We start from the raw sequence: 24,436 nt of genomic DNA, 5'->3' as shown, positions 1-24,436 counted from the left end.
GGGTTACAAAGTTTTTATTACACGTGCTGTCGCTTCTAAGGTCCGGTCGATATCATCTTCCGTATGCGCAAAGGAAATGCTTCCCTGCTTAATTGCAGCCGGGAAATTAAAGATTCCTTCTTTTATGAGATTTTTGCGGTAGCGGATATCCAGTTCGAAATCATGATTATCCAGAATATCGTGAAAATTAAGCGGCGCATGATCCATAAAGTAAGTACAGAAGGCCGAGCCTTGACGAGCGACAAAAAATGGTATGCCTAATTTAGGAAATATTTCCTGATATCCCTGTTCCAAACGTGCGCCCAAACGTTCAACATGCTTATAGACTTGGTGCTCAGGACTAGAAAGTTTTTTCAATGTTGCAATTGCCGCAGCTGTTGTCAACGGGAAAGCATTGAATGTTCCCGCAATCATGACCCGCTTAGCTTTATCTGGATCAACAAAATAATCCATATACTTTTTCTTTCCCGCTATTACGCCCAAAGGATAACCATTCGCCACCGCCTTTCCAAAGGTGGAAAGATCTGGCTGAACACCACAAATGGATTGATAACCGCCTAAAGCATGTCTAAATCCGGTCTTTACCTCATCAAAGATCAATAGGAACCCTTGCTCATCTGCAAGCTTACGAAGTCCTTCCAGGTATCCCGGTTGCGGTTTAACGATACCGATATTCTGTAAAATAGGTTCTAATAGAATACAGGCTACCGAATACTTCTGCAGCACATAACGAACACTATCCAGATCATTGTAATTGATGACATGTACCAGATCACTGTGGTTTTTGGGAACCCCGGCGCTCAGTGAGTCAAAGGGATATTCACCGGGGCTTTGATAAGATCCGATATCCACTTTTTGGCTGATTACATTGCAGGCCACATCATTATGCCAACCATTGTATCCGCCCTGCATGACAATGATATGATCGCGTCCCGTTACCGCACGGGCGATCCGGATCGCATGATAAGTGGCCTCGGATCCCGTTGTCGTGATCTGCACGCTCTCGGCATTGGGCACCGATGCACAAAACAGTTCAGCAAACTCCCCTTCCAATAAAGTAGGGCCTGCTCCCATCAGCACCTGCTGTTCCTGAAGCGTTTTCAATACCGCAGCATTGACATCTGGATCATTATGACCAAGAAAGGAAGCTGCGAATCCAGCCTGATAATCGATATAACTATTTCCGTCGATATCCTCCACATGGCTACCATTTCCCTTAACGAAGCAGATATTGGGATCCGACTTTCTGTTCAACGATACCACACCTCCTGGTATCCATTTTGCATTCTCGCGCAGTATCGCGGCTGATCTTTCGTTTTCTTGCATGCCTATTAAAAGTTTTGCTTTTATTATTTTTATAATTGGGGTGACTGCTTTGTATCTAATCCGTGATACAGCAATCTTGTATTTAAATACACACTATTTTATGTATACCAAATTACAATATTTTTGTATACATTTAAAATAAATTTTAAAATAATTCAGATGAATATACTTATTGACGGTCTACACTTTCCGGAAGGCCCCGCCTTTGATCAACAAGGCGCGATCTGGCTGGTAGAAAAAGAAGCCGGCAACCTAATCCGTTACCGGGACAACAAGTACGATCGTATACAGGTTGACGGGCATCCCAACGGAATTGCCGTTGCGCCAGACGGAACAATCTGGTTCTGCGATGCATTACAAAACAGCATACGTAGGTACAATCCTGCTGACAACAGCTGCGATACAATCCTGAATAAGCTGGACAACAAAGTATTAAAAATGCCCAATGACTTATGTTTTGACAGCAAAGGAAACCTGTTATTTACCTGTCCGGGAAGCGAATTGACAGATGAAACGGGCTATATCTGCTGCCTACGAACCAATGGTATGGCGCATGCCGTCCATCAGAACATGTACTACCCGAACGGACTAGCCTTTGCCCCCAACAGCAGCAAATTATATATTGCTGAAACAGGCAGTAAATGGATCTGGAAAATGAACTGGAATGCCTTATCATGCCAAATGGATTCCATTGAAAAATTTGCACTTGCAGGTGGACAGATCGGACCCGATGGGATCGCATTTGATGAGGAAGGCAATTTATTTGTTGCCATATATGGCTCATCGCATATCTTAGTGCTGGATCAAAGTGGTACAGCCACTAAAAAAATTCAAACATCAGGAAAAAACCCAGCCAATTGTGCACTAGACCCATCGGGAGCGATAGGATTGATTATTACAGAAGCAGAAAAGGGTCAATTGCTTCAATTGAGTCACACAAAAAAGGGGATACTATAGTCTATATCCCCTTCTCTTTCGTATATTCCGGCAGAACTTTACACAAGCTCCAAAGCCTCTTGCTCGCCTCGATCGAGGTGATGTACCAAAGTCTCATAAGCCTTGTTCCAATCATTCGCTTTTAATGCATCCACAATCGCACGATGCTCTTGCTCGGTATCCAGGTAATCCTCCATCTGCCCAAGAATAGCACCCAATTTCATGTGAAATAAAGGAATATTGCTATTTTTATAAATCGCAATTAGCCTGGAATTGCAAGTACCCTCGATAATACGTTCATGAAAGCGCACATCGGCCTCACAGGCTCCACCATAATACCCTTTGCTGACCATATCCGAAAAGTCATTGCAGATCAATTCCAAATCATCAATCAGTTCTTTATTCTTTTTTGAAAATAAAATCTTTAAAGCACCGACTTCAAGCAATTCACGCAGTTCACGGATATCCCGCACATCCGCGACGGTCATCTTTTTCACAAAGCAACCTCCTTTTTCACCAAATTCCACCAGACTCTCTCCCGCCAAACGCATAAAGGCTTCGCGAACAGCCACTCTGCTTACAGCCAGCTTATCGGCCCAGGCACTTTCGACCAACCGCGCCCCACCAGCGAGCTGGCTTGACAAAATCTTCTTGCGGACTTCCAAATAAACCTTATTGGCAAGCGAATCCTCTTTCATATTGTATACAATTTTCTACAAAAATAAGAATACAAAATCATTTAAAAAATTTAAACAATATATTCCTTTACTAAAACGCCCCTTCACGGGCACCATACTGTCTCCCCGGTGACAAATAGAATAGTTCTGCCTTAGATTTCCAACTGGTCGTATGATTCCCTTTGAGGATATTTATATTAAAGCTACTATTTTTCGATGGATTTTTCACATTCCAGAAACCATCTTTCAAGCCCACGACAATCACTTCGTATTCCTGATCCGCAGGAACAGCGATTTCAACCGCCTTATCGAGATACCGATCGGGTTTCGCAATAACGAGCACACGATCTGCAATCCGAATCAGGTAATAGTCTTCCTTTTCCTCGTAATTCACCGGTAATTTTGCTTCGGCACTTTCCGCCATTTGAAAAACCGCCGCATAACTCACCTGCGTACTTTTAGCTTTTGGGCTAACCAAAACCCGCGCACCCCTCGCCTCAGGCCAGGGCGATTTCACCTGATACAGGTCCCCAAATACAAAAGCCGTGGAATCACCGGCATAAACTCTCACTTCCCGATCGACCACCGCAGGCTTAAACATATCGACATAGGTCGTTCCGCCCACATTTTTAAACTGACTATTCAAAACAAACCCTGCTTCATTAACGACCGGTTTATTCAGCGTATTAATCTGCCAGTAGGGCTGAAATTCGCTGTTATTGGTGTTCAATTCATCCAATAACACAATCGCAGCAGGCACATCTTTCCGTTTCAGATTCAAAAACAGAAAGCTCTTTGCATACGACTTTACTTTGGACGAATAGGCCGCCGTAAGGTCCACATTAAAATAACTGTAAGCAGGTTGGATAGGATCCGCACCAAACGCCGAAGCCCTGATTTCTCCGGTATGGTACCAGGAGTCACCGAGCACCTCCGCTACGGTACGCGGAAAGCGCTGACTAAAGCGTGTCCCACCATCATTAGTTTTGGTCCGGAATAAGAGCGGTTCGGCTGGATCGCGAACCAACAGCATACTGTGCGCCGCAGAGCGCTTATTAAAATTAAAGTCATAAGGTGATCCATAAGAAAGATATAAACCCAGATCCCCCACCTGAATACCGTGATGATAAATCTGCAAGGCACCGGCATCCGCATGTTGATGGTTTCCAAAATGATAACCACCACCTTTTATCTCCGCAACGACCTCCTTACTTGTTTTCTCCTCGCTCCATCCCGTCCGGGCGACCATAGACCCCAAAACAGCCCCAAAATCTTTGGTCAATGGCAGCTTTGAGCGATCGAAATCCGCTTTAAGCTTCGGATCATTTAACAACAGAAACAGCACCGGATTGTCAGGCAAACCACCCTGTTTCAAAAATTCAGCCTTGATCATCGCATTTCCCGAATAGGCATAACACAGCAGCATTGTCTGGGGATTTTTCCAATAAAAATCATCACTGGAATTATACTTCACATTAAACATATCACCGTCGCGCAGCATTTTACCGTCAGGCGTACGCATGTACAACCAATAATAGGGCATATTCTTGATGTTATCATCAAATACGGGATAACCCAACATACGATAATACAACCAGGCAGCATGCATTTCCCAGCCAAAGCGATAACCACCATAATCAACCCCCTGGTTGTGCCGTGGGGACTGATATTCGAACTTACGCATCGGCACAAGCTGCTCCAGAACACTATAAGCAACATATTTATAGGGCTCAGGATCTTCATCATATACGGCCAAACTCCAGGACAGCATATCCCGGCAGATCTGCGCTTCGTTACCATGGCCGTTAATAATACTTTCCAGTCCGTAAAATGGCGGCCAGCCCACCTCCATATCCATGACCAGTCGCTTAAAATCCTTCCGCATCTGACTTTTAACACCGGCATCCATCAGTGGATAACACCAATCATAGACCAGTGCCCCTGTATAGATTGCACGCCCCAATTCGCGGGTAATATCACCGTGTGTTACATTCCCAAATTCCAGAACTGACAAATAACGCGAGACCAGATCCACAGCTTCCCTGCCAACTCGTTCATCCTGCGTCATAAGGTAGTAAAAAGCTTTCTGCTCAATGAAGTGCTCTAGCCCTTCATTGTAAAATATTTCCTGATGTTCATTGGTCGGAAAGGTATAGGGAGCCAAAGCCGAGACTTTCACTTTATTCCATGCCGGACCATTCTCTTCAGATAAAAGCCGCGCCCTGACAACAGGCAAGCTTTCTTTATTCACCCACAACCTTGGCCTTTCTTGCGGCGGCGTAATTTTAGGCTGATAATGTACAGCCTCTAAAGGTGCCACAGGCTGAACATAGGGCCTGATGCGTAAGCCCTGCAACATTAAATTTGCAGGCAGCCAGATTTTTAATTTTTCCGTTGTATTCAGGAGCTCAAATTTTCCAAGCTCCTGATGCCCACCTTTCAGTTTATCATACACGATACGTTTTGTCACCCGCTGTCTACCCAACTGAAAATAGGCGACTTTTGTCAGTAAGCCCGTTTCATCCTTCTGCTTTAACCGCTCCAGATCCTGGGGCCGGGCATCTGACTCCAGCACATACCACCCTGCCTGCGGCACCTTAACCGCAACTTCAATATCTGCCAAACGATCAGGATAACCTGCAAGGGGAACGTTTTTCAACACCAGCCCCCGCTCACTTCTTCCCTTTGGTCGTTCATAAACGACGGTCTTTTTATTTAAGTCACCCCGACTCAAGTCAACTAAAATCTCTTTTTGCTGTGCATGGGAGACCGACGTTGACACCAACACCAAAAACAACGAAAAATATGCTTTCATCCAACTCTTTATCAATAATACAATACTATTTAGCCCACAGGCGGAAGTATTTTTACTCCCAGCCCGGATTTTGTGTTAAATTTGGATTCACATCCCTTTCTGCCTGCGGAATAGGCCACAGATAATAATGATCTGGGAACCCCCGCTGCCTGATCTGCGTCCCGTTAAAATCTGTCATCCAAACTTTGTCCACGACATCTTTTGCGATTTTCCATCGTCGGATATCCGAATACCGCTGCCCTTCACCGGCCAGCTCCACCATACGTTCGTGACGTATCTTCTCACGCATCAGTTCCTTACTCAAGCCAGAAGGCAGATCAGGCATCTTAACTCTTTTACGAACCGCATTCATCGCATCATAGACCGTTTGATCAGGTGCACCCAAGGTCTCATTCTTTGCTTCAGCATACATCAGCAGCACATCTGCCAGGCGAACCAACGGAAAGTTCTGCGGCATATTATCCTGAAGGGTATAAACAGAACCTGTCTCCACAAATTTGCGCCATGCATAGCTGCCATTTGTCCACACGGGCACATAAGCATTCGGGTCGGTGCTCGCCACCGGAAACTTATACAGATAAGTCACACCACCGCGCCCCACAAAAGTTGACCATGGCACAACAATAGACTGCTGCAAGCGCGGATCACGTTTTTCAAAAAGCTTACGTACCGAAGCTTCATCTTTCCAGTCCTCGGCGCTATTGGGATTAAAAGGCTGTCCTTTTGCATTGGTATAATTCGCAAAATTAAAAGCCGTTCCATCTTCCATATCAAAAGCATTGACAAGCTGAGGCGTAGGCCTTGTCCTCTGGGATCCGGTCGTTGCACCTCGGGCATTTCCGTAATTACGATCGGTCGCTATACCATGCCCCTGCTCAGCAATATATTGCACATCAAAGATCACTTCACTATTGTTATTGCCGGCAACCCGAAACAAACTATGGAAATCAGCAAGCAGCTTGCGGTCACTTTTATCCATCAGCTCCTTAAAATCAGCAGCAGCTTTCGCATATTCCTTCGCCCAAAGATGTGCTTTGCCCCGCATGGCAAGGGCCGCCCATTTGGTCACACGTCCCTTATTTGAGGCATCATAAGTATCCGGCAATGCCTCATAAGCTTCGGTCATATCTTTGACAATAAACTCATACACCTCTTTCTCCGTATTCCGGGGCTCATAAGATTCATCCACATTGATCGGACTGTCATATAAAGGAACTCCACCGAAATAATCCCATAATTTAAAATAAAAATACCCCCGGAAAAACTTAGCTTCGCCAATACTCCGTTTTTTTATAGCTTCACTCATTGCGATAGTAGGAATATTCTTCAGGGCCGTATTTGCACGATACACTCCTTTAAAAAATATTCCCCAGGAGGTGAGGTAAAAACCCGCATTGGCAGGAAAAACGCCCGTTGTCAATCCCGTTGCAAAAGACTGATAGGATATATCGGTAAAATCATCCATCATCCCATAAATCACAATACTATTGGTAAATTCCCTATTGGCATGGTAAAGGGTATTCACCCCCATGACAGCATCTTGCTCAGACTTCCAAAAACTCTCCTCCGAAAGACCGACCAGTGAGTTTCGGTCCAAAAAATCACTACAAGAACTTAGTAGCGCTAATGCAAGTGATGCAATTATTATCTTGTTAAATTTCTTAATCATGGCTTTTCGTCTTAAAATGTTACATTTAAACCAACTACCCATTGTTTCATTGAGGGATAAGAGACACTGGCGTTCTCCGGATTATAACCTTTGAACTTTGTGAATGTGAAGTAATTCTCCAGATTAGCGAATACACGTAATCTATCCACTTTAAACTTCGCCGATGCCTCTTTTGGCAATGCATAACCCAGCTGTATCGATTTGATTCTTAAAAATGAGGTATTCTGTAGCCAGTAGTCACTATATACAGTATTTAAGGCACTACCTGAAGTACGCAATCGCGGATATTCGGTAGAATGGTTTTCAGGTGTCCAGCGATTTAATATTTCCGCATTCTGCAAGAAACCTTCATTGATGTTGAACGTATTAAAACCGTCGTTACCCCAATATTGCTTCACACCACTAACACCCTGTGCCACGACGTTCAGATCAAAGCCTTTATAACCGGCATTCAGACTCAATCCGTAAGTCACTTTAGGCAATCCCGAATAATTCTTGACAACCCTATCCTCCTCATTGAACACCTTGTCACCGTTCACATCTTTGTACAACATATCCCCCGGCTTAGGCTCTCCGCCTACATATGTCCCAAAAGTATAACCATCTGCCTTCAATTGATCAATTTCACTTTGATCCTGTATAATTCGATCAAATTCAAGCATAAAGAAACTATTGAAAGGCTTTCCTTCCATCGTAATATAACTTTCGTTGATTGATCTATTGCCATTGAACTTAATCACTTTATTATTCAGGAAGGACAGGTTACCATTTAGACCGTAGGACCAATCTGCACCTATTTTCCCAAAGTATCCAAGCTGAAGATCAACCCCTCTGTTACGCATCTCGGCAACATTTTGCCAAGGCGGTGAAAAGTTACCCATCACCATAGGAATAGGGATCTTCGTCAGGATATCAGATGTATTGCGATCAAAATATTCTGCACTAAAAGTCAACCTATTATTTAATAGAGCAAGATCCAAACCGATATTAGCAATCGTGGTCGTTTCCCACTTTATTTTACTGTTCGCGATTTCCTTTGGCGCCACTCCTTGCTTCAGCTGACCGCCAAATGGATATAAATAGGAACCGTATACGACTTGATAAGTATAATCGCCGATTCTATTATTCCCCAGTTTACCCCATGAACCACGAATTTTAATTTCATCAAATACAGCTTTCAAAGGCTGAGCAAACTCCTCTTCCGTTACACGCCAGCCCGCTGAAAAGGACGGGAAGAACCCCCATCTATTCTCCTTTGCAAATCGGGAAGAACCGTCATAGCGTGCATTTGCTTCAAATAGATATTTCCCCTTAAAATCATAATTCAAACGGCCAAAATAAGACTGGAGGGCATCATCTGTTCCGGAACCATTGATCGCTTCAAGGTTTGCCCCCGCATCCAGAATATAGATCGCATCATCCCCCAATATATCATTCTTTTTTGCATCAAATTTGTCCATACGGTTATACTGCTGATCAAAACCCAGCAATACCGCCAAATGATGATTGTCCGCAATTGTTTCACGGTACCGCAACAGGGTATTCAGCACCGTAGTATAATTACGGATGCTACCATTGAACAAACTACTTACACTTGGCTTTTTTTGATACTCCAATCCAGTCTGTAAGTTCCACAAGGAGTAAGGTCGCACATATTCCCAATTCCGGTTATTATTGTAATTAAAACCAAAACTACTCTCCCACTCCAGATTCTCCATGAAATTCACTATACTAAAAAATTTAAGTCCAAGCTTTTGCCTTTCGTAATCTCCCCGAATATTATCTACATAAGCTCTTGGATTAGCCCCCTGAGGGAGCCCTGGGAACATCTCCCCTCCATAACGCCCGTCCTCATACTGCGGCACAACTCCCGGCGTCGTATTACGGATCGCTCCAAAGAAGCTATTTACATCCAAGGGTTGCCGGTTTGACCAGGTACCAAAAACATTTCCACCCAATGTCAATATATTCTTGATCTTCGTATCGGCATTGATCCGAAAATCATATTTTTTGAAACCGGAATTATCCACCACCCCCTTGTTATCCAGAAAACCCAAGGACATGGCAAAATTTCCTTTTTTACCGCCGCCACGAACAGACAGCGTATGTTCGGTTAACGGCGCGGTATTCAGCATTTCCTTGTACCAATCTGTATTTGGATACAGCGGATTACCGGCCGCCGACTCCTTTCTCCAGGTATCAATTAATTCAGCACCATATTTTTCCCGCCCTTCCGACTCGTTAACAAGCTCCATATGGGTTGCCATATCGGTTATAAAACCGATATTTTTAGCCGCTTGCTGACGCCCGAAGTACCCATTATAGGTTACAGTAAAATCTTCTCCCTTCCCGCGCTTGGTGGTTACCAATATAACGCCATTCGCAGCCCGGGAACCATATATTGCAGCCGATGACGCATCCTTCAACACGGATATGCTTTCCACATCATTTGGATTGACATCATTCAGTGCACCGGGCACCCCATCAATGACAACCAAAGGGGAAGCATCATTCATCGTCCCCTTGCCACGAATCAACAGATCAAACCCCTCAGCACCCGGACTACCGGAGGTCTGTGCGATATTAAGCCCTGAAGCTTTACCGACCAAAGCGGAAGCCAAATTCATGTTTGGCCGGCTCACCGTTGACTCATCAAACCTAACACTGGAAACAGAACCCGTCAGCGTCTCTTTCTTCTGCTTACCATAACCAACTACAACGACTTCATCCAGGGTACTTTCATTCGTTTCAAGCAGCAAAGCCTGCACATCCCTTGCCGAGACTACCTTTGTACTAAAACCGATCAGGCGAAACTGAATCTGATCAGAAGAAGACCCATTCAATTTGAACCGCCCCTCCTGATCTGTCACCGTAACGGATGAGTTTTTAAGATTGCGCACCTCCACTCCAGCCAATGGCTGACCTTTCGCATCGAGCACCTGCCCAACGATCTGCTGTTGAAAATTTGCTGCGCCCCCTGTCGAAGTAAGAACGCGTTGAATGGGAATCTTTTCCAGGTGAGGAAAAGAGGGAACAGTGGCAAACGCACCCATTGAAATAAAAGGCAGCCCGACCAAAAGGCAGTTCCTGTTTATCACATCCCGGATTTTAATCTGTTTTAGTATCATGAATACTCAGGTTAAAGTGGTTAAATAAATGATTTATAAGCTCTTCAGTTTATTGGTATTTTAAAGAAGCGGCGTTTTGTCGTTATAATTTATAATAACTCCGCTCCTATACTTCATCATAGTGAATACAATAATATATATTTTTTGTATACAATTAAATATTTTTTTTACTTTTTTACAAAACAGTCTTCACAACAAATACAGATTAACCTAATAAAATCATCTATAGAATTAATTAACGAGGATACTAAATCGAATTTAGCAACATATTTTCAGTTATTTTGTATACAAATTACATTATTTTTTGTATATTTATTTTTAATAAACTAATTTTGACATAACCAGATAAATCAAAAGAATAACCATTGACCGACAATGAAACAACAAATAAACTGTGTTTGGCTATTGCTATTGACATCCTTTCTATCTTCCTGTTCTCCCCGGGACGAAAAGGAGACAGTAATAATCAATAGCATCCAATTGGAGAACAGCATACTTTCTTTATCCAAAGAGGCCACTGACCTACAAGTTCCATGGGACTTACAATACGATCATGTAAATCAGGCTATCTTATTTTCGGAAATTGGTGGAAGTATCCGTAGACTGGATATACGAACAAAAAGGGTCATTTTAGTCGATAGCCTAAAAAACGTCTACCATCAGCGTACACTCGGGCTGTTAGGCATGTCTTTGTATCAGCCCGAACACGAACAGGCCTATCTCTATCTTTCGTATACCAGTAAAAGAGACAGTCTTATTTTTTCAAATTTATATCGCTACGATTACAGTACCGATGGCAGACTGTCCAACCCAACACGCCTGTTACAGATACCGGGCAATACGGGACACAACGGCTCACGTGTCATTGTATCTTCTGACAAAAAAGTCTATTGGGCGACAGGCGATGCTGCAAGCGATACCTTTGCACAGGATAGCAGTTCGTTAAATGGAAAGATCTTGCGGTTAAACCTGGATGGTACGATTCCTTCGGATAATCCGATAGCAAACAGTTATGTTTATGCCTGGGGTTTCCGTAATATGCAGGGACTTACCCATAACGACAAAGGAACGATCTACACCTCCGAACATGGGGATGCCATTGAGGATGAGATTAATCTTATTCAGCCCCTTAAAAATTATGGCTGGCCGCAAATTGAAGGTATGATTGATACCGAAAAGGAGAAAGCCATAGCCAAACTAAGCCCTCGAACTGACCCCATAAAATCGTGGACACCAGTTGTTGCCCCCTCCGGAATGGCTTATTATGGTGTCGCTACTATTCCGGAATGGCAGAACAGTTTGATTTTAGCAACGCTAAAAAACCAGTCCTTACGGATCCTGAAATTATCAGCCGATGGCAAAAAGATAACCGATGAAAAAGTCTTATTTAAAGATCAGCTTGGCCGCTTGCGCTCGGTTTTGGTTTTACCCAACGGCGATATCTATTTCTGTTCGAGCAACCGTGACTGGAATCCGCAAAAAGGATTTCCGAAGCCAGATGACGATGTTATTTATCGGCTACGGCTTTCAGATAAAGCTGTGGTCCCTATCCTCAAGCCGCAAACGGCCAACAGTATCGTGCCCGGTGTAAAAAACGGACAAACATTATACGATTCTTACTGCACTTCCTGCCACAAATCTGATGGCAAAGGACTCACAAATACGTTTCCGCCATTAGCACAGTCAACGATGGTCAATGGTGAACCAAAAGCACTTCTAAAACTGCTCTTACACGGGCTGAACGGTCAATCGATCAATGGAGTCAAATATGAGGGCGCAATGCCAGCATTTTCGTTTCTCAAAGACGAGGAAGTCATCGCGGTTGCAAATTATATTCGAACTCATTTTGGGAATAATGCGACTAAAATCAACCAACAAAACTTAACCTCATTACGCTAAACTTATGGAACAACAAGCTCCTAAACGCTCCTTATTCAAGAACTGGCTATCCATCCTAGGGCCAGGAATCATTACCGCGGCTTTGGTTTTTGGCCCAAGCAAAATGACTATTACGTCAAAAATGGGTGCTGATTACGGCTTTTCACTCCTTTGGGTTGTGGTTGTTGCCATCTGTTTTATGACAGTTTTCACCAATATGGCGGCACGTATCGGTATTGCCCGTGACGAATCCCTACTCGCTTTGATTCGTAATAAGTTTGGAAAAACAACGGCCATAATTATTGGTATCGGTATTTTTCTTGTCGCTACCTGTTTCCAATCGGGCAATGCAACGGGGGTATCAATTTCCATCTCAGAGGCAACAGGGACAAATCCCCAAATATGGATTATTGTGTTTAACGTGATCGGTATCCTGCTGCTTTTCTTTAAATCGTTTTACGCGCTGCTGGAAAAATTAATGCTGGCACTGATTATTCTTATGCTCTTTGCCTTTCTTTCAACAGCGATTATGATTGAGACTCCTATACCTGACTTTTTCAAAGGATTTGTACCCAGTATTCCACCAAGCTCAGTAGGTCTGATCATCGCTTTTACAGCGTCTTGTTTTTCGATCGTGGGCGCCTTCTATCAGAGTTATCTGGTGCAATCCAGACGCAAATTATCCAACGATCAGCAGACAACTCAAAGGCAGCTTATGGGAAGCCGGATTGGCATTATTATTCTTGGTATCATGAGTGCGGCCGTGATGGTATGCGCAGCGAACACACTTCATCCTCAAGGTATTAAACTGAGTTCGGCAGCCGAAATGGGCCGTGCGCTGGAGCCACTTTTGGGAACCTACGCCTCGCACCTCTTTTTCATTGGTCTCTTTGGTGCTTCTTTTTCTTCCTTAATTGGAAATGCCGTCCTCGGGGGGTCATTACTCGGTGATACTTTTGGATATGGCAATAACCTGAACCACCCAAAAGTCAAATTGTTCATATCCCTAGTGATGATTTTTGGTTCTGTCATTGCACTTATCTTCGGAAATCTACCTCTAGAACTTATTGTTTTTGCGCAAAGCATCACCATTTTCCTTGTCCCATTTATTGGTATTGTCTTATTTCTTGTCGCTAATGATAAGGAGATCATGGGTGATCTCCAAAACAAACCATTGACGAAATTGTGGGCGATTTTAGGACTCGTATTGCTCGTCGCCCTCGCTATCAGTAATTTTTACAATTTAATCACATAAACCAATTATGGATAACAACACTTTAGCAGCTTTAGAGCGGCAGATACTCGCACCATCAGCGGAGCTCATTGAAGACATAAAAAAAATCCAGGGAGATATCCTATTCTTAGGAATCGGCGGAAAAATGGGGCCAAGTATGGCTAAATTAGCTATTCGGGCGATTGAGGCCGCTGGCATTGAAAAAAAGGTTATTGGCGTATCGCGCTTTTCAACAAAAGAGCTCCAGCAAGAATTAGAAGATGCTGGCATCTCGACCATTGCCTGCGACCTATTGGATCCCGAGCAGCTCAAACAGCTTCCACAGGTTCCCAATGTCATCTATCTTGCTGGCCATAAATTTGGTACAACGGGAAATGAAGACTTCACCTGGGCGATGAATACCTACCTCCCTGGAATGGTTGCTTCACATTTTGAAAAATCCAATATTGTGGCCTTTTCGTCAGGAAATGTACTTCCCTTTGTCCCCATCAATCGAGCGGGTGTATCCGAAGAAACCACACCAGAACCTGTGGGTGAATACGCACAGTCTTGTTTGGGGCGAGAACGTATTTTCGAATATTTCGCCAAGAAAAATCATACTCCAACGCTCATCTATCGTCTAAACTATGCTGTCGATTTTCGCTATGGTGTATTGGTTGAAATAGCAAAAGCTGTCAAGGAGCAATTACCCATAGACCTAACAACCGAAAATGTCAATGTAATCTGGCAAGGAGATGCCAATGAAATTGCATTAAGATCTCTACTACATTGCCAGACACCAGCCAAAATATTGAATGTGACTGGTCCTGAGATCCTATCTATCCGTTGGATCGCCGAACGCTTTGCGGAACATTTTGATACCACACCGGTATTTGTAAACCAAGCTGCAGGAACCGCTTTGCTCAACAATGCCTCCGAATGTCACCGCCTATTTGGCTATCCAAAAACGACCATCAGGGAAGCCATTGATATCACCGCGCACTGGTTAATGAACGGCGGTGAGCTTTGGAACAAAGACACCCATTTTCAAGAAAGAAAGGGAAAATTTTAAGGAAAAACAATTATTCTAATGAAAAAATTAGACGCTAATTTACAACAACATCTCTGGGCTGGAACCGTCATCCCCGCCCATCCCCTGGCTCTTCACGAGGACCGTAGTATAGATGAAGAGTCTCAACGTCTTCTGACAAAATATTATATCGCAAGTGGCGCCGGAGGGATTGCCGTCGCCGTACATTCTACCCAGTTCGAAATTCGTGATCCGAAAATCAACCTGTTCGAAACTGTTTTAAAATGGGCCAGCGAAGAGGTGGACAAGGCAGAGATTCAACGTCCCTTCCTTAAAATTGCAGGTATCTGTGGGCCTACCGAACAAGCCGTACAGGAAGCAAAGACGGCGCTAAAATATGGTTATGATATCGGTTTATTGAGTATGGGAGGACTCAACGACTGGACAGAAAAGGCTATACTTGATCGCGTTCGTGCAGTCGCTGCCATCATTCCAGTATTTGGGTTTTATCTCCAACCTTCGGTAGGTGGTCGTATTTTTTCCTATTCCTTCTGGCAGGAGTTTGTTGCGATAGAAAATGTTGTTGCCATCAAATGTGCTTCTTTCAATCGTTACCAAACCCTGGATGTCATGCGTGCGCTCGCAAATTCAAATCGTAGCGATCAAATCGCCATGTATACAGGCAATGATGACAATATCGTCAATGATCTAATGACTACCTATCAATTTCCAGTGAACGGGAAGACAGTTGCTATAGATTTTAAAGGGGGCTTACTAGGGCATTGGGCGGTGTGGACGCAAAAAGCGGTAACACTTCTGGATGAAATTAAGAATTACAAGCGCCATCCTGATAATCAGACAGCAAGTCATCTTTTAAGCAAAGCCATTGCAGTAACAGACAGTAATGCTGCTTTTTTTGATCCGGCAAATGCATTTCATGGCTGTATCCCCGGGCTCCATGAAGTCCTCACACGCCAGGGCTTGATAAAGGGTACTTGGTGTATCAATCCAAAAGAACAACTATCCCCTGGTCAAAAAGAAGAAATTGACCGTGTGTACAGCGACTATCCTGAACTAAACGATGATGTTTTTGTACAGCGCTTCCTAAATTCCAGATAATACCGACAGCTGCAGTCCGAAAATATTTTCAGAATCTTGGTCCAGCAGTATTTCTACAACAATGTTGAGTCATTTTAGGGTCAACATTGTTGTTATTGACGTCCTGAGGTCAGGCTGTTTGATTTTCACAATAATTTGTTTGAATTCTATATATTTTGTATCCATCAATGGAATTATTTTTGTCGACAAATTATCACGATGGAAAAAAACACTAAACCCAGACAATCTTTTGTTCCAACGATACTGGCTTTTGCACTTGTTCCAATTACAGGACTTGCTACTGATATCTATCTTCCTTCGATGCCTCAAATGGCCTTGGAGTTTGGTCTCAGTGAAAGCCGTATCCAGTTAACACTATCATTGTTTCTAATCAGCTACGGTGTAGCTCAATTCTTTACTGGTGCACTCGTGGACGCATGGGGAAGATATCGGATCAATCTAATTTCGTTGTTCCTTTTTATCCTTAGTTTTTGGATCACCGCCACCACAAATGATATCTGGACAATTTACTTCATGCGTATTTTGCAGGGTATTCTTTCAGCATTCGTCGTCATTTCCAAACGGGCTTACTTTGTCGATGTGTACGAGGGCGAGCAACGCAAGCACTATCTCAGTATCATGACCATCGTCTGGTCTATTGGACCTATTATCGCCCCCTTTATTGGTGGATATTTACAAACGCAGTTTGGATGGCGTTCAAATTTTATGGTCCTCGCAGTTTATAGCGCGGTACTTTTTGTCCTGGAATTTATCTTCTCTGGCGAGACAATTAAACAAAGAAAACCGTTACACGTCAACTATCTTATCGGCGAATTTAAAATGATGTTAAAGACAAACGATTTTACTTTTGGCGTGTTGATGTGCGGAATATCGTACGGATTAGTCATGTTTTATAACCTTAGTGGCCCGTTTTTTATCGAGCATCAATTGGGTTATGGAGCGATCACGACAGGCTACACCTCACTTATCATGGGATTAGCTTGGATGTGCGGTGGTTTTATTGGAAAAGCGCTGATCAAAAGAGCCTTAATACCGAAATTGCGAATCGCTAATTTTATCCAGATTATCCTGGTACTATTGATGATTGTGGTATCCCCTTATCAAACAAATTTATATACACTGACGTTCTTCGCATTTGCGGTACATTGTTCCGCCGGATTTATATTCAATAATTATTTCAGTTATTGTTTGGGGCGATTCCCATTGTCAGCAGGAATAGCCGGCGGATTGGTCGGTGGAATTACTTACCTGTTAACGTCCTCCCTGAGTTACGGCACAGTCAGTTTAATCAATCCCTCTTCTCAACTTGAAATCGGATTGGGATACGCCGTATTTGCGGCTTTGGGGCTGCTCGCACTTTTTTTTATTAGTAAGCTAGCTAAAACGAATAGGCTATAGCTAAAACACATAAAAGACTTTGTCGATTTTAAGCTACACAATCCAATAAGGTTGCTAATTTATTTTCAGGACAAGTTTAAAACAGCTATATTTGTACTATCATAATTTAGGTTTATAATTGGTTATTGAAGGTTTTCATTCTCCCCGTTTGAAAACCTTTTTTTGTCTATTTTATTGATTCGTTTTTTTCATTAAGCATCGATGAACTCGCTACACTCGGTTTATTAGCCAGAAAGAACCTTCAGTTGATTTTCACTGCTGTTGGTGCTTGTGAGAGCTTAATTATTTTTAACACTAAATTTCTCGATATAGGTACGTGGACTTTCTTTATAGAATTTCTTAAAGGTCTTACTAAAATATTTTGGATCATTGAAGCCTACTTGATAAGCAACTTCGCTAATACTCAATTCACTATTATTCAACAGTATTTGTGCAGCTTTTTTCAGACGTACCATATTGATAAATTCAACCAGATTCAAACCAGTTTGCTGTTTTATCTTACGGTATAAAACTGATCGGCTAACGCCTATTGCCTTCGTCAGCTCCTGTACACCGAAATCCTCGCAGCCTAGATTTTCCTCCACAATACGCAATACCTGATCCAAAAAGCGCGTTCTTTCGGTTGTCTCTGTCCCCTGTCCTCCCAAAAGATAATTTTGAACAAATTTTTCCTCCAAACGTTTTCTTGTCTGTATGATGTTTGATATTTTCTGAATCAAATGTGGCATACTGAATGGTTTGGTGATATAATCATCAGTTCCCACTTCAAAAGCTTCAGTGATATATGGATCCGCAGTTCGGGCAGTCAATAAAATAACTGGAATGTGATTAGTGCTATTATCGTTCTTTATTTGTTGCAACAGTGTTATACCATCACAGTTTGGCATCGTCACATCTGAAATAATAATATCCGGCTGTTTGGCGTGAACCAGTGCCAGCGCTTCGTTTCCATCGTTGGCTTCTAAAACCACATATTTCTTGCGTAAGTTTTCGCAAAGAAAACATCTCAGCTCCACATTATCTTCGGCAACAAGAATAATCGGTTTCTCATCAACCGTCCGGTCAGTTTCAACCTCCACAAGCCCCCGATCATCCACCAATTGATCAGACTGCTCAGAGACATCCGTCTCTTCAATTCCGCTTAAAACATCGGTTGTAAATGAAGCATCTATATGCAAATTCTGCTGCGGCAGACTGATCCTGAAGACCGTATTATAAGCTGAAGGCTCTGCAGCCATATTACTTTCAACAGTTAACAAGCCTCCATGTAAATGTATGATGGATCTTGACAATGCAAGTCCTATACCACTACTCGTAGAGACAAAACCCTCGGTGTTTGCCTGATAGAATTGTTCAAATACAAAGGGGATATCTTTTGCGGGGATGCCTCTACCGGAATCCCAGACGGAAACAAGTAATTTGGCCGCATCATCATTGCCCTCAAGTTCAACCTGTACTTTTATCCGTCCCCCCTTATCGGTAAATTTAAAGGCATTGTAAATCAGATTGACAAGCACTTTCTCAAACTGCTCAGGGTCAAAATATGCCTGGTAATCGGTGGAAATATTGTTCTCAAGAAAAAACTGGATATTATTCTTCTCTGCTATAAAATGGAAATTTAATAAAACGTTTTTAAGATATTCAGATACAAGAACTTTCTGACTGTGCAATTCCATCTTTCCGCCTTCATGTTTTCGGAAATCAAGTAGTTGATTGACCAAATTCATCAAGCGATCGGCATTTCGTGTGGCGTAGCCCAGATGTTCCTGTGCATAGTCAGATAGCGAATGATCCGTTTTCAATTGATTCAACGGTCCTATAATCAAAGACAGGGGTGTACGAAATTCATGCGAAATATTTGTAAAGAAATTCAGTTTGGCTTCATGCAATTCCTCTTGCTTCTCTGAAGCAATCTTTCGGATCAAAAGATCACGTTTTAGCTTATTTCTACCATGAAAAAAACGGATGATCAAGAACACAATAAAACCCAAAATCAAGAAATAACCTGTATAAGCCCACCATGTTTTCCAAGGCGCAGGGAGAATTCTTATTTTTAAAACCCGCGCCTTTTCGTTCCAGATACCATCATTATTTGACCCTTTTATCCAGAGTTCATAATTTCCCGGATCCAAGTTCGTATAGGTGGCGACTGGATTGGTTACATAATTCCATTCCTGATCAAAACCTTTTAAATAATAGGCATAGTTATTTTTTTCAGGATGAACATAATTTAACACACTGAATTCAAGACTAAATACATTCTGATTGTGATCTAATACCAATTCATCCATCATGGATATATCCTTGGGGATTACACCATCAATTCCGGGTCTAACGGTACGATTAAACAATTTAAGATCTGTAAATTGTATTGGCGGAATATAGCTATTGACGCTAAGACTGTCTGGATTGAATAGGGTAAAACCAGAAAAGCTACCAAAAGCGAATTTTCCGTCCCGCAGTATGGCGGCAGCATTTTGAATATATTCATTACCAGGCAAACCATCCACTTTTGTATAACTTCTAACACTCCCCGCTTGCGGATCGAAACAGGTAATCCCTGTGTTTGTGCTTAGCCACAATTTGTTCTTTAGATCACTCAGAATACCAAAAACATTATTGACTGGAAGGCCATTTTGTTCATTGAAACGTTTAAAGGCTTTCTTTTCGGGCAGATAGCGATTTAAACCTCCCATATAGGTTCCAATCCAGATTTGTCCTTTTCTATCTTCATGAATACTAATAATATCATTACCACTGATTGAAAGTGAGTCATTTTTGTGATTCAAAAACGATACGAATTTATCGGTACCTGCTATTTTAAGATTTAGTCCATTAGAAGTGCCGATCCATAAATTACCGCTGGAATCCTCCATGAGTGCTCTGACCATATTTGAGCTCAACTGTTTACCGGCAACGTTGAAGGTCTGGAAATAACCGGGTTTTTGATTTTTCCGTTGTACCTGCAAACCGCCACCAAATGTTCCGATCCAAATATCGCCCTGGCGATCCTCCAGTAGTGCATACACGTTATTGTTTGCCAGTCCATTGATGACATTTGGATCAAAACGAAAATGTTCGTAAACCTGTTGTCCTTTACGTCTTAAATTTAATCCACCATCATAAGTGCCGACCCACAAATTACCCTCCCGATCGCGACAGATAGATTTTACATTATTATGACTTAGGCTTCCCGCACTACTTTTATCATGTCGCTCGTTAAAAAATGAATTGGTATATCGGTTGAAATAATTCAATCCACCACCCTCTGTCCCAATAACCAGCTCACCATTTGGATTCTCCAAAAAAGCACTGACAACATTGTAGCTCAAGCTATTTCGTCGAGATTGATGGGTGAAATTTTGAAAATTCGGGATATCTTTATCGTAGATATTAATCCCGCCAAAATAAGTACCGATCCAGATAGACCCCCTTTTATCCTGAAATATTGGTCGAATAGAGTTATTACTCAAACTATTGGGATTGTTATCATCGGCTTGTATAAATAATATTTTCCCGTTTCGGTATAAATAAAGGCCATTAAATGTTCCAATCCAGATGCTCCCATCGTAAGCCTTCTTCAAAGAACGTACATCCTGATTTGCCAAATTTGCAGTAGGACTGTCATCAGTATTCAAAGAAGATACCTCTCCTGTATTTTCATTGATTATTTTTATTCCATTGTATTTTGTTCCTACCCAAAAAACACCAGGAGCAAATTCCAGAACAGCCTGAAATCGTTGATTTACTTTATTAACCAATCCTTTCTGATTGAAATAGGTCCGCAACACTTTCAATCTATTGCCATCCCTGGAAGCGGACTGCATCAGTACGATTGCATCATCTGTACAAAACCACAATCTTTTCTTGCCATCCTCGTATATTGTTCTAAAATTTCTAAAATACGAGCGGCCATTGCTCCCTTCAACCGTAATTTCATTGAAAACAAGCTCCGCCTCCAAATGAGCACCTTCTTTTATCCGATATAATCCAACATTCGTAGCAATCCAAATTACACCATTTGAATCTTGGAAAATTTGATGCACATTCACTTCTATTTTCCCACTTGTGCTCTCAACGACTGGCAAAGGAATACGCGTAAAATTATCTGCATTCCGATTGTATAAATTAAGACCACCTGTTGTCCCTACCCAAAGTCGCTGTTTCTTGTCCTGGGTAATTGCTTGTATAAAATTATGTTCCAGGGAAAGGCTATCCTGCGGATTGCTTCTATAAATTGTAAACTTACGTGCATCATATTTATTCAGACCATCACGGGTACCAATCCACATAAAGCCCAGGTGATCTTGTTCGATAGCAAAAACACTACCTTGTGATAAACCTTCGTTTACATCAAGATGTAAAAAACGATAGTTCTTCTCCTGTGCATTAGAAATAGAAAGGACAAACAGCGTACTAAAAACCCAAAGTATACAAATACGTAATGGCATCATGAGGAATATAATTGAAATTGGATACGATAAAAATAATCATTCCATTCTATAAACACCAATAGTTATTTATTTAATCTATCGTTCAATTGTTGCTCATAAAGTGACTCTAAGAGCAATTTTTTATTTTGATTTTCCCAAAGACCGGCAGTCCTGTCTTTAAACCGACCATGATTGTTTTCGCCATTCACCCCTATTGCAAAATTTTGCCCGGAAGCCCAAGGTTGTTGTACGGCTGCACTCTTGACTTTGCAATTCCACAATACCTGTGTCACTCCGGCCCAACCGTGTCCACTCCCCCAGTTACCGCGATCCTGAACATTAATCTCGCCATCAGTTGTAATCTGATCGTACAAGGTGCCTACAGCCCAACGATGATGTGGTCCAATATCTGCATGGGTATTCGTTGCAGTGGACAAACTAAAAACATTTGGTCCCAAAGTTCTTGCTCCCGTGACATAGTCATGTCGTCCTTCTGTGGTATATAACTGTCTAAATAAATTGAGTTGACCATTGTTATTGAATGAATACCTACGTCCCCCTATAATTTGAGATTTAGGATCCAGACATTTCGAATTGATAACGGATGTTTGTTTTGCGAAGGCTCCCAAGCTTACTGCCGCATAACCGAAATAGCGTGCGGTAATGTTGCGAACCCATGCATTCTCAATTTTATCAAGCTCAATAGCTATCCAAGCATGGTTTTCGTCTGTTTCGTTGACAAATTCGGATTCAAAACGTAGATTTTCAACCCCCACTTCCTGAATACGTCCCGCAAACTTAAAAGGTATGACAGAGACTTTACCAAACCTCGGATCTATGGCCATGACAACTGGATTATCTAAAAACAGCGTGTCTCCACTAATGGAAGAAATAACACGTTCAAATTTTAGTTTATATTCCTTAGTTGTCCATTGTTTTGTTCCTTCCCTTGCTATAATTTGATCCATTTTGACCGCTTTAATCCACGCCGCATTGAGTTCATAAGAAAGGAGTACTGATGCCCCTTTCTGAAAATCACGACTATCATCGACAACGACATACTTACTTCCGACAGGTATATATATTGCTTCAAGCACTTGCGCTTTAGCCTGATCTTCGACATAGTTTCCGTCACCAGAAATTTTCAATAAGCTACGTTGTTGCTTTCCCGTGGCACGCAATAACGTTTCACCTTCGGCAGCCCCCTCTCCTCTCAACACAATACCACTCGATTTGATCAGTAGACTTCCAGGTATATTGTAAATTCCTTTTTTCAGCGTTATCGCCCCTCTATATCCGTTTTTATCAAGGGGTTTGTTTGAGATTTCATCGATGGCACGTTGTATCATCTGCTGATCAGTTCCATCTGCTGTAGGATGCAATGAAATAGTGCTGGCTACAGCTGGGAGCGGTCGATTTCCTTGGTGATAACCAACCCGACTGAAATCAGGGACCATATTTCCCTTATCATCCGGAAAATAGATGAGTTTACCTTCGGGGTCTTTTCGAACCAGGCTTGACTGTGCCCGTCCCGAACGCAAGTTTTCCTCCCGAAGCAATGCTTCTAAAAAATAGTAATCTGCGTAACTTAATGGCTTATCTACTTCGGTATTGGAGGGTTTTGACCCGGTACTATGCAGTAATATAAACCCTTTATTTTTATTTGGAGGGGACATATAGTGGTCAATCAGATTAGACATTATTGTCCGCGCTTTGCTCAAATAGTCTTTCCCCTGATTGCTAAATGTACTCAGCTCCAATAGTCCCGACGCGATCACGGTGGCAGCTGAAACATCCCTCGGTTCATTCGGAATATGAGGTGCATCGAAATCCCAATAAGGGATTAAATCCTTGGGCATACGTGGATGGCCAAAAAGCCAATGCGCGACCTTTTCAGCTTGCTGCAGGTATTTTGGATCACCGGTCTCACGATAGCACATGGTATAACCATAGAGTGCCCATGCTTCTCCCCGAGCCCAGGTAGACTCATCACTAAATCCTTGATGTGTATTTTTGTGCTGTACTTCACCTGTCGCAGGATTATAGTCAATTACATGGTAAGTGCTATAGTCCGATCTAAAATGATTCTTCATCGTTGTGTTTGCATGACTTACAGCGATATGATAATAGCTAGAGTCCCCGGTCAATTTTGTTGCTTCAAAAAGCAATTCCAGATTGAGCATGTTATCAATAATGACCGGAAAATCCCAACGATGGCTATTATGATCCCAAGAACGGATGCATCCAACCTTAGGATTAAAGCGTGTTGCCAAAGTTTTAGCGGATTGGATAATGACATCCCGATAATGTGCATTGGCCGTAAGACGATAACCGTTACCAACACTACAGAAAATTTTAAAGCCCATATCATGGGTTTTCCCGTTATACTGTTCGTCTTCGATACCTCCGGTCAATTCACCCGCCAGTTCTTTCCATTTATGTTTCCCGGATTTCTCATATAAATACCATAAAACCCCAGGATAAAAACCACTTGTCCAATCGCCACGTTTAACGGCCACCAACTCGTTATTTTCGGAGAGTGTACGTGGAGATGCTAATGTAGAATCAGCTTTTTTTAGCACCTGTAGTTCTTTATAGAGCAATTGCGACTGTCGATCCGCAAGATCCCAAGCTTTTTTCAATTGGTTTGCGCTCTGCGCTTTTGTTTCCTGAATGCCACAAAGGATAGTTGTCAAACTCAGTATCGAAACAATAAATCGTCTTTTTCGGATAAAACGATTCGAAACATCGACATGTTTTGACAGCAGTATATTCATATTGAAAATCATATTACATTTAGGTTTGTTTAAATAA

The 24,436-nt window shown here is 42.3% G+C and carries 13 protein-coding genes; 6 read left to right on the top strand and 7 right to left on the bottom strand.

Features of this window, described 5'->3' with window-relative positions; all coding sequences use genetic code 11:
* Positions 1 to 3 precede the first annotated feature (3 nt).
* On the bottom strand, positions 4 to 1,326 hold the full coding sequence (locus tag OGI71_RS01845) for an aspartate aminotransferase family protein (protein WP_282253601.1): 1,323 nt from the start codon (positions 1,324 to 1,326) through the stop codon (positions 4 to 6).
* A gap of 159 nt (positions 1,327 to 1,485) precedes the next feature.
* Between OGI71_RS01845 and OGI71_RS01840 the strand changes: the two genes are divergently transcribed.
* Positions 1,486 to 2,283 (top strand): SMP-30/gluconolactonase/LRE family protein, encoded by a 798-nt coding sequence (locus OGI71_RS01840; RefSeq protein ID WP_282253600.1) that lies wholly within the window; start codon positions 1,486 to 1,488, stop codon positions 2,281 to 2,283.
* A 38-nt stretch (positions 2,284 to 2,321) separates the two neighbouring features.
* On the opposite strand, the gene OGI71_RS01835 is transcribed toward OGI71_RS01840, so the two are convergent.
* The 4 genes from OGI71_RS01835 to OGI71_RS01820 form a co-directional block, all read right to left on the bottom strand.
* The gene (locus tag OGI71_RS01835; RefSeq protein ID WP_282253599.1) at positions 2,322 to 2,960 is read right to left on the bottom strand and encodes a GntR family transcriptional regulator; all 639 of its coding nucleotides are present in this window, start codon (positions 2,958 to 2,960) and stop codon (positions 2,322 to 2,324) included.
* Between the two features lie 70 nt (positions 2,961 to 3,030).
* Positions 3,031 to 5,754, bottom strand: coding sequence for a hypothetical protein (locus OGI71_RS01830; protein ID WP_282253598.1), 2,724 nt, complete (start codon positions 5,752 to 5,754; stop codon positions 3,031 to 3,033).
* 52 nt (positions 5,755 to 5,806) lie between these two features.
* Positions 5,807 to 7,423, bottom strand: coding sequence for a RagB/SusD family nutrient uptake outer membrane protein (locus OGI71_RS01825; RefSeq protein ID WP_282253597.1), 1,617 nt, complete (start codon positions 7,421 to 7,423; stop codon positions 5,807 to 5,809).
* A gap of 11 nt (positions 7,424 to 7,434) precedes the next feature.
* Positions 7,435 to 10,551, bottom strand: a complete 3,117-nt coding sequence (locus OGI71_RS01820) for a TonB-dependent receptor (protein ID WP_282253596.1) — start codon at positions 10,549 to 10,551, stop codon at positions 7,435 to 7,437.
* A 375-nt stretch (positions 10,552 to 10,926) separates the two neighbouring features.
* On the opposite strand from OGI71_RS01820, the gene OGI71_RS01815 reads away from it, so the two are divergent.
* From OGI71_RS01815 to OGI71_RS01795, 5 genes are all read left to right on the top strand, one after another.
* Positions 10,927 to 12,450, top strand: coding sequence for a PQQ-dependent sugar dehydrogenase (locus OGI71_RS01815; protein WP_282253595.1), 1,524 nt, complete (start codon positions 10,927 to 10,929; stop codon positions 12,448 to 12,450).
* 4 nt (positions 12,451 to 12,454) lie between these two features.
* Positions 12,455 to 13,684, top strand: a complete 1,230-nt coding sequence (locus OGI71_RS01810) for an Nramp family divalent metal transporter (protein WP_282253594.1) — start codon at positions 12,455 to 12,457, stop codon at positions 13,682 to 13,684.
* Positions 13,685 to 13,691: 7 nt separating this feature from the next.
* Complete coding sequence (locus tag OGI71_RS01805; protein WP_282253593.1) at positions 13,692 to 14,714, top strand: NAD-dependent epimerase/dehydratase family protein; 1,023 nt, start codon at positions 13,692 to 13,694, stop codon at positions 14,712 to 14,714.
* A gap of 18 nt (positions 14,715 to 14,732) precedes the next feature.
* A complete protein-coding gene (locus OGI71_RS01800) occupies positions 14,733 to 15,791 on the top strand; it encodes a dihydrodipicolinate synthase family protein (protein ID WP_282253592.1) in 1,059 nt (352 codons plus the stop codon).
* A 198-nt stretch (positions 15,792 to 15,989) separates the two neighbouring features.
* Positions 15,990 to 17,189 (top strand): MFS transporter, encoded by a 1,200-nt coding sequence (locus tag OGI71_RS01795; RefSeq protein WP_282253591.1) that lies wholly within the window; start codon positions 15,990 to 15,992, stop codon positions 17,187 to 17,189.
* A 278-nt stretch (positions 17,190 to 17,467) separates the two neighbouring features.
* Here OGI71_RS01795 and OGI71_RS01790 read toward each other — a convergent pair whose 3' ends face one another.
* A complete protein-coding gene (locus OGI71_RS01790) occupies positions 17,468 to 21,643 on the bottom strand; it encodes a two-component regulator propeller domain-containing protein (protein ID WP_282253590.1) in 4,176 nt (1,391 codons plus the stop codon).
* Between the two features lie 62 nt (positions 21,644 to 21,705).
* Positions 21,706 to 24,399: a glycoside hydrolase family 88 protein gene (locus OGI71_RS27095; protein WP_335995962.1), complete on the bottom strand. Its 2,694-nt coding sequence runs from the start codon at positions 24,397 to 24,399 to the stop codon at positions 21,706 to 21,708.
* Positions 24,400 to 24,436 lie beyond the last annotated feature (37 nt).

The sequence above is a fragment of the Sphingobacterium sp. ML3W genome, assembly GCF_029542085.1.
Taxonomy (GTDB): Bacteria; Bacteroidota; Bacteroidia; order Sphingobacteriales; family Sphingobacteriaceae; genus Sphingobacterium.
Note: the sequence above shows the minus strand (reverse complement) of the source record. Positions and strands in the feature narration are given on the sequence as shown.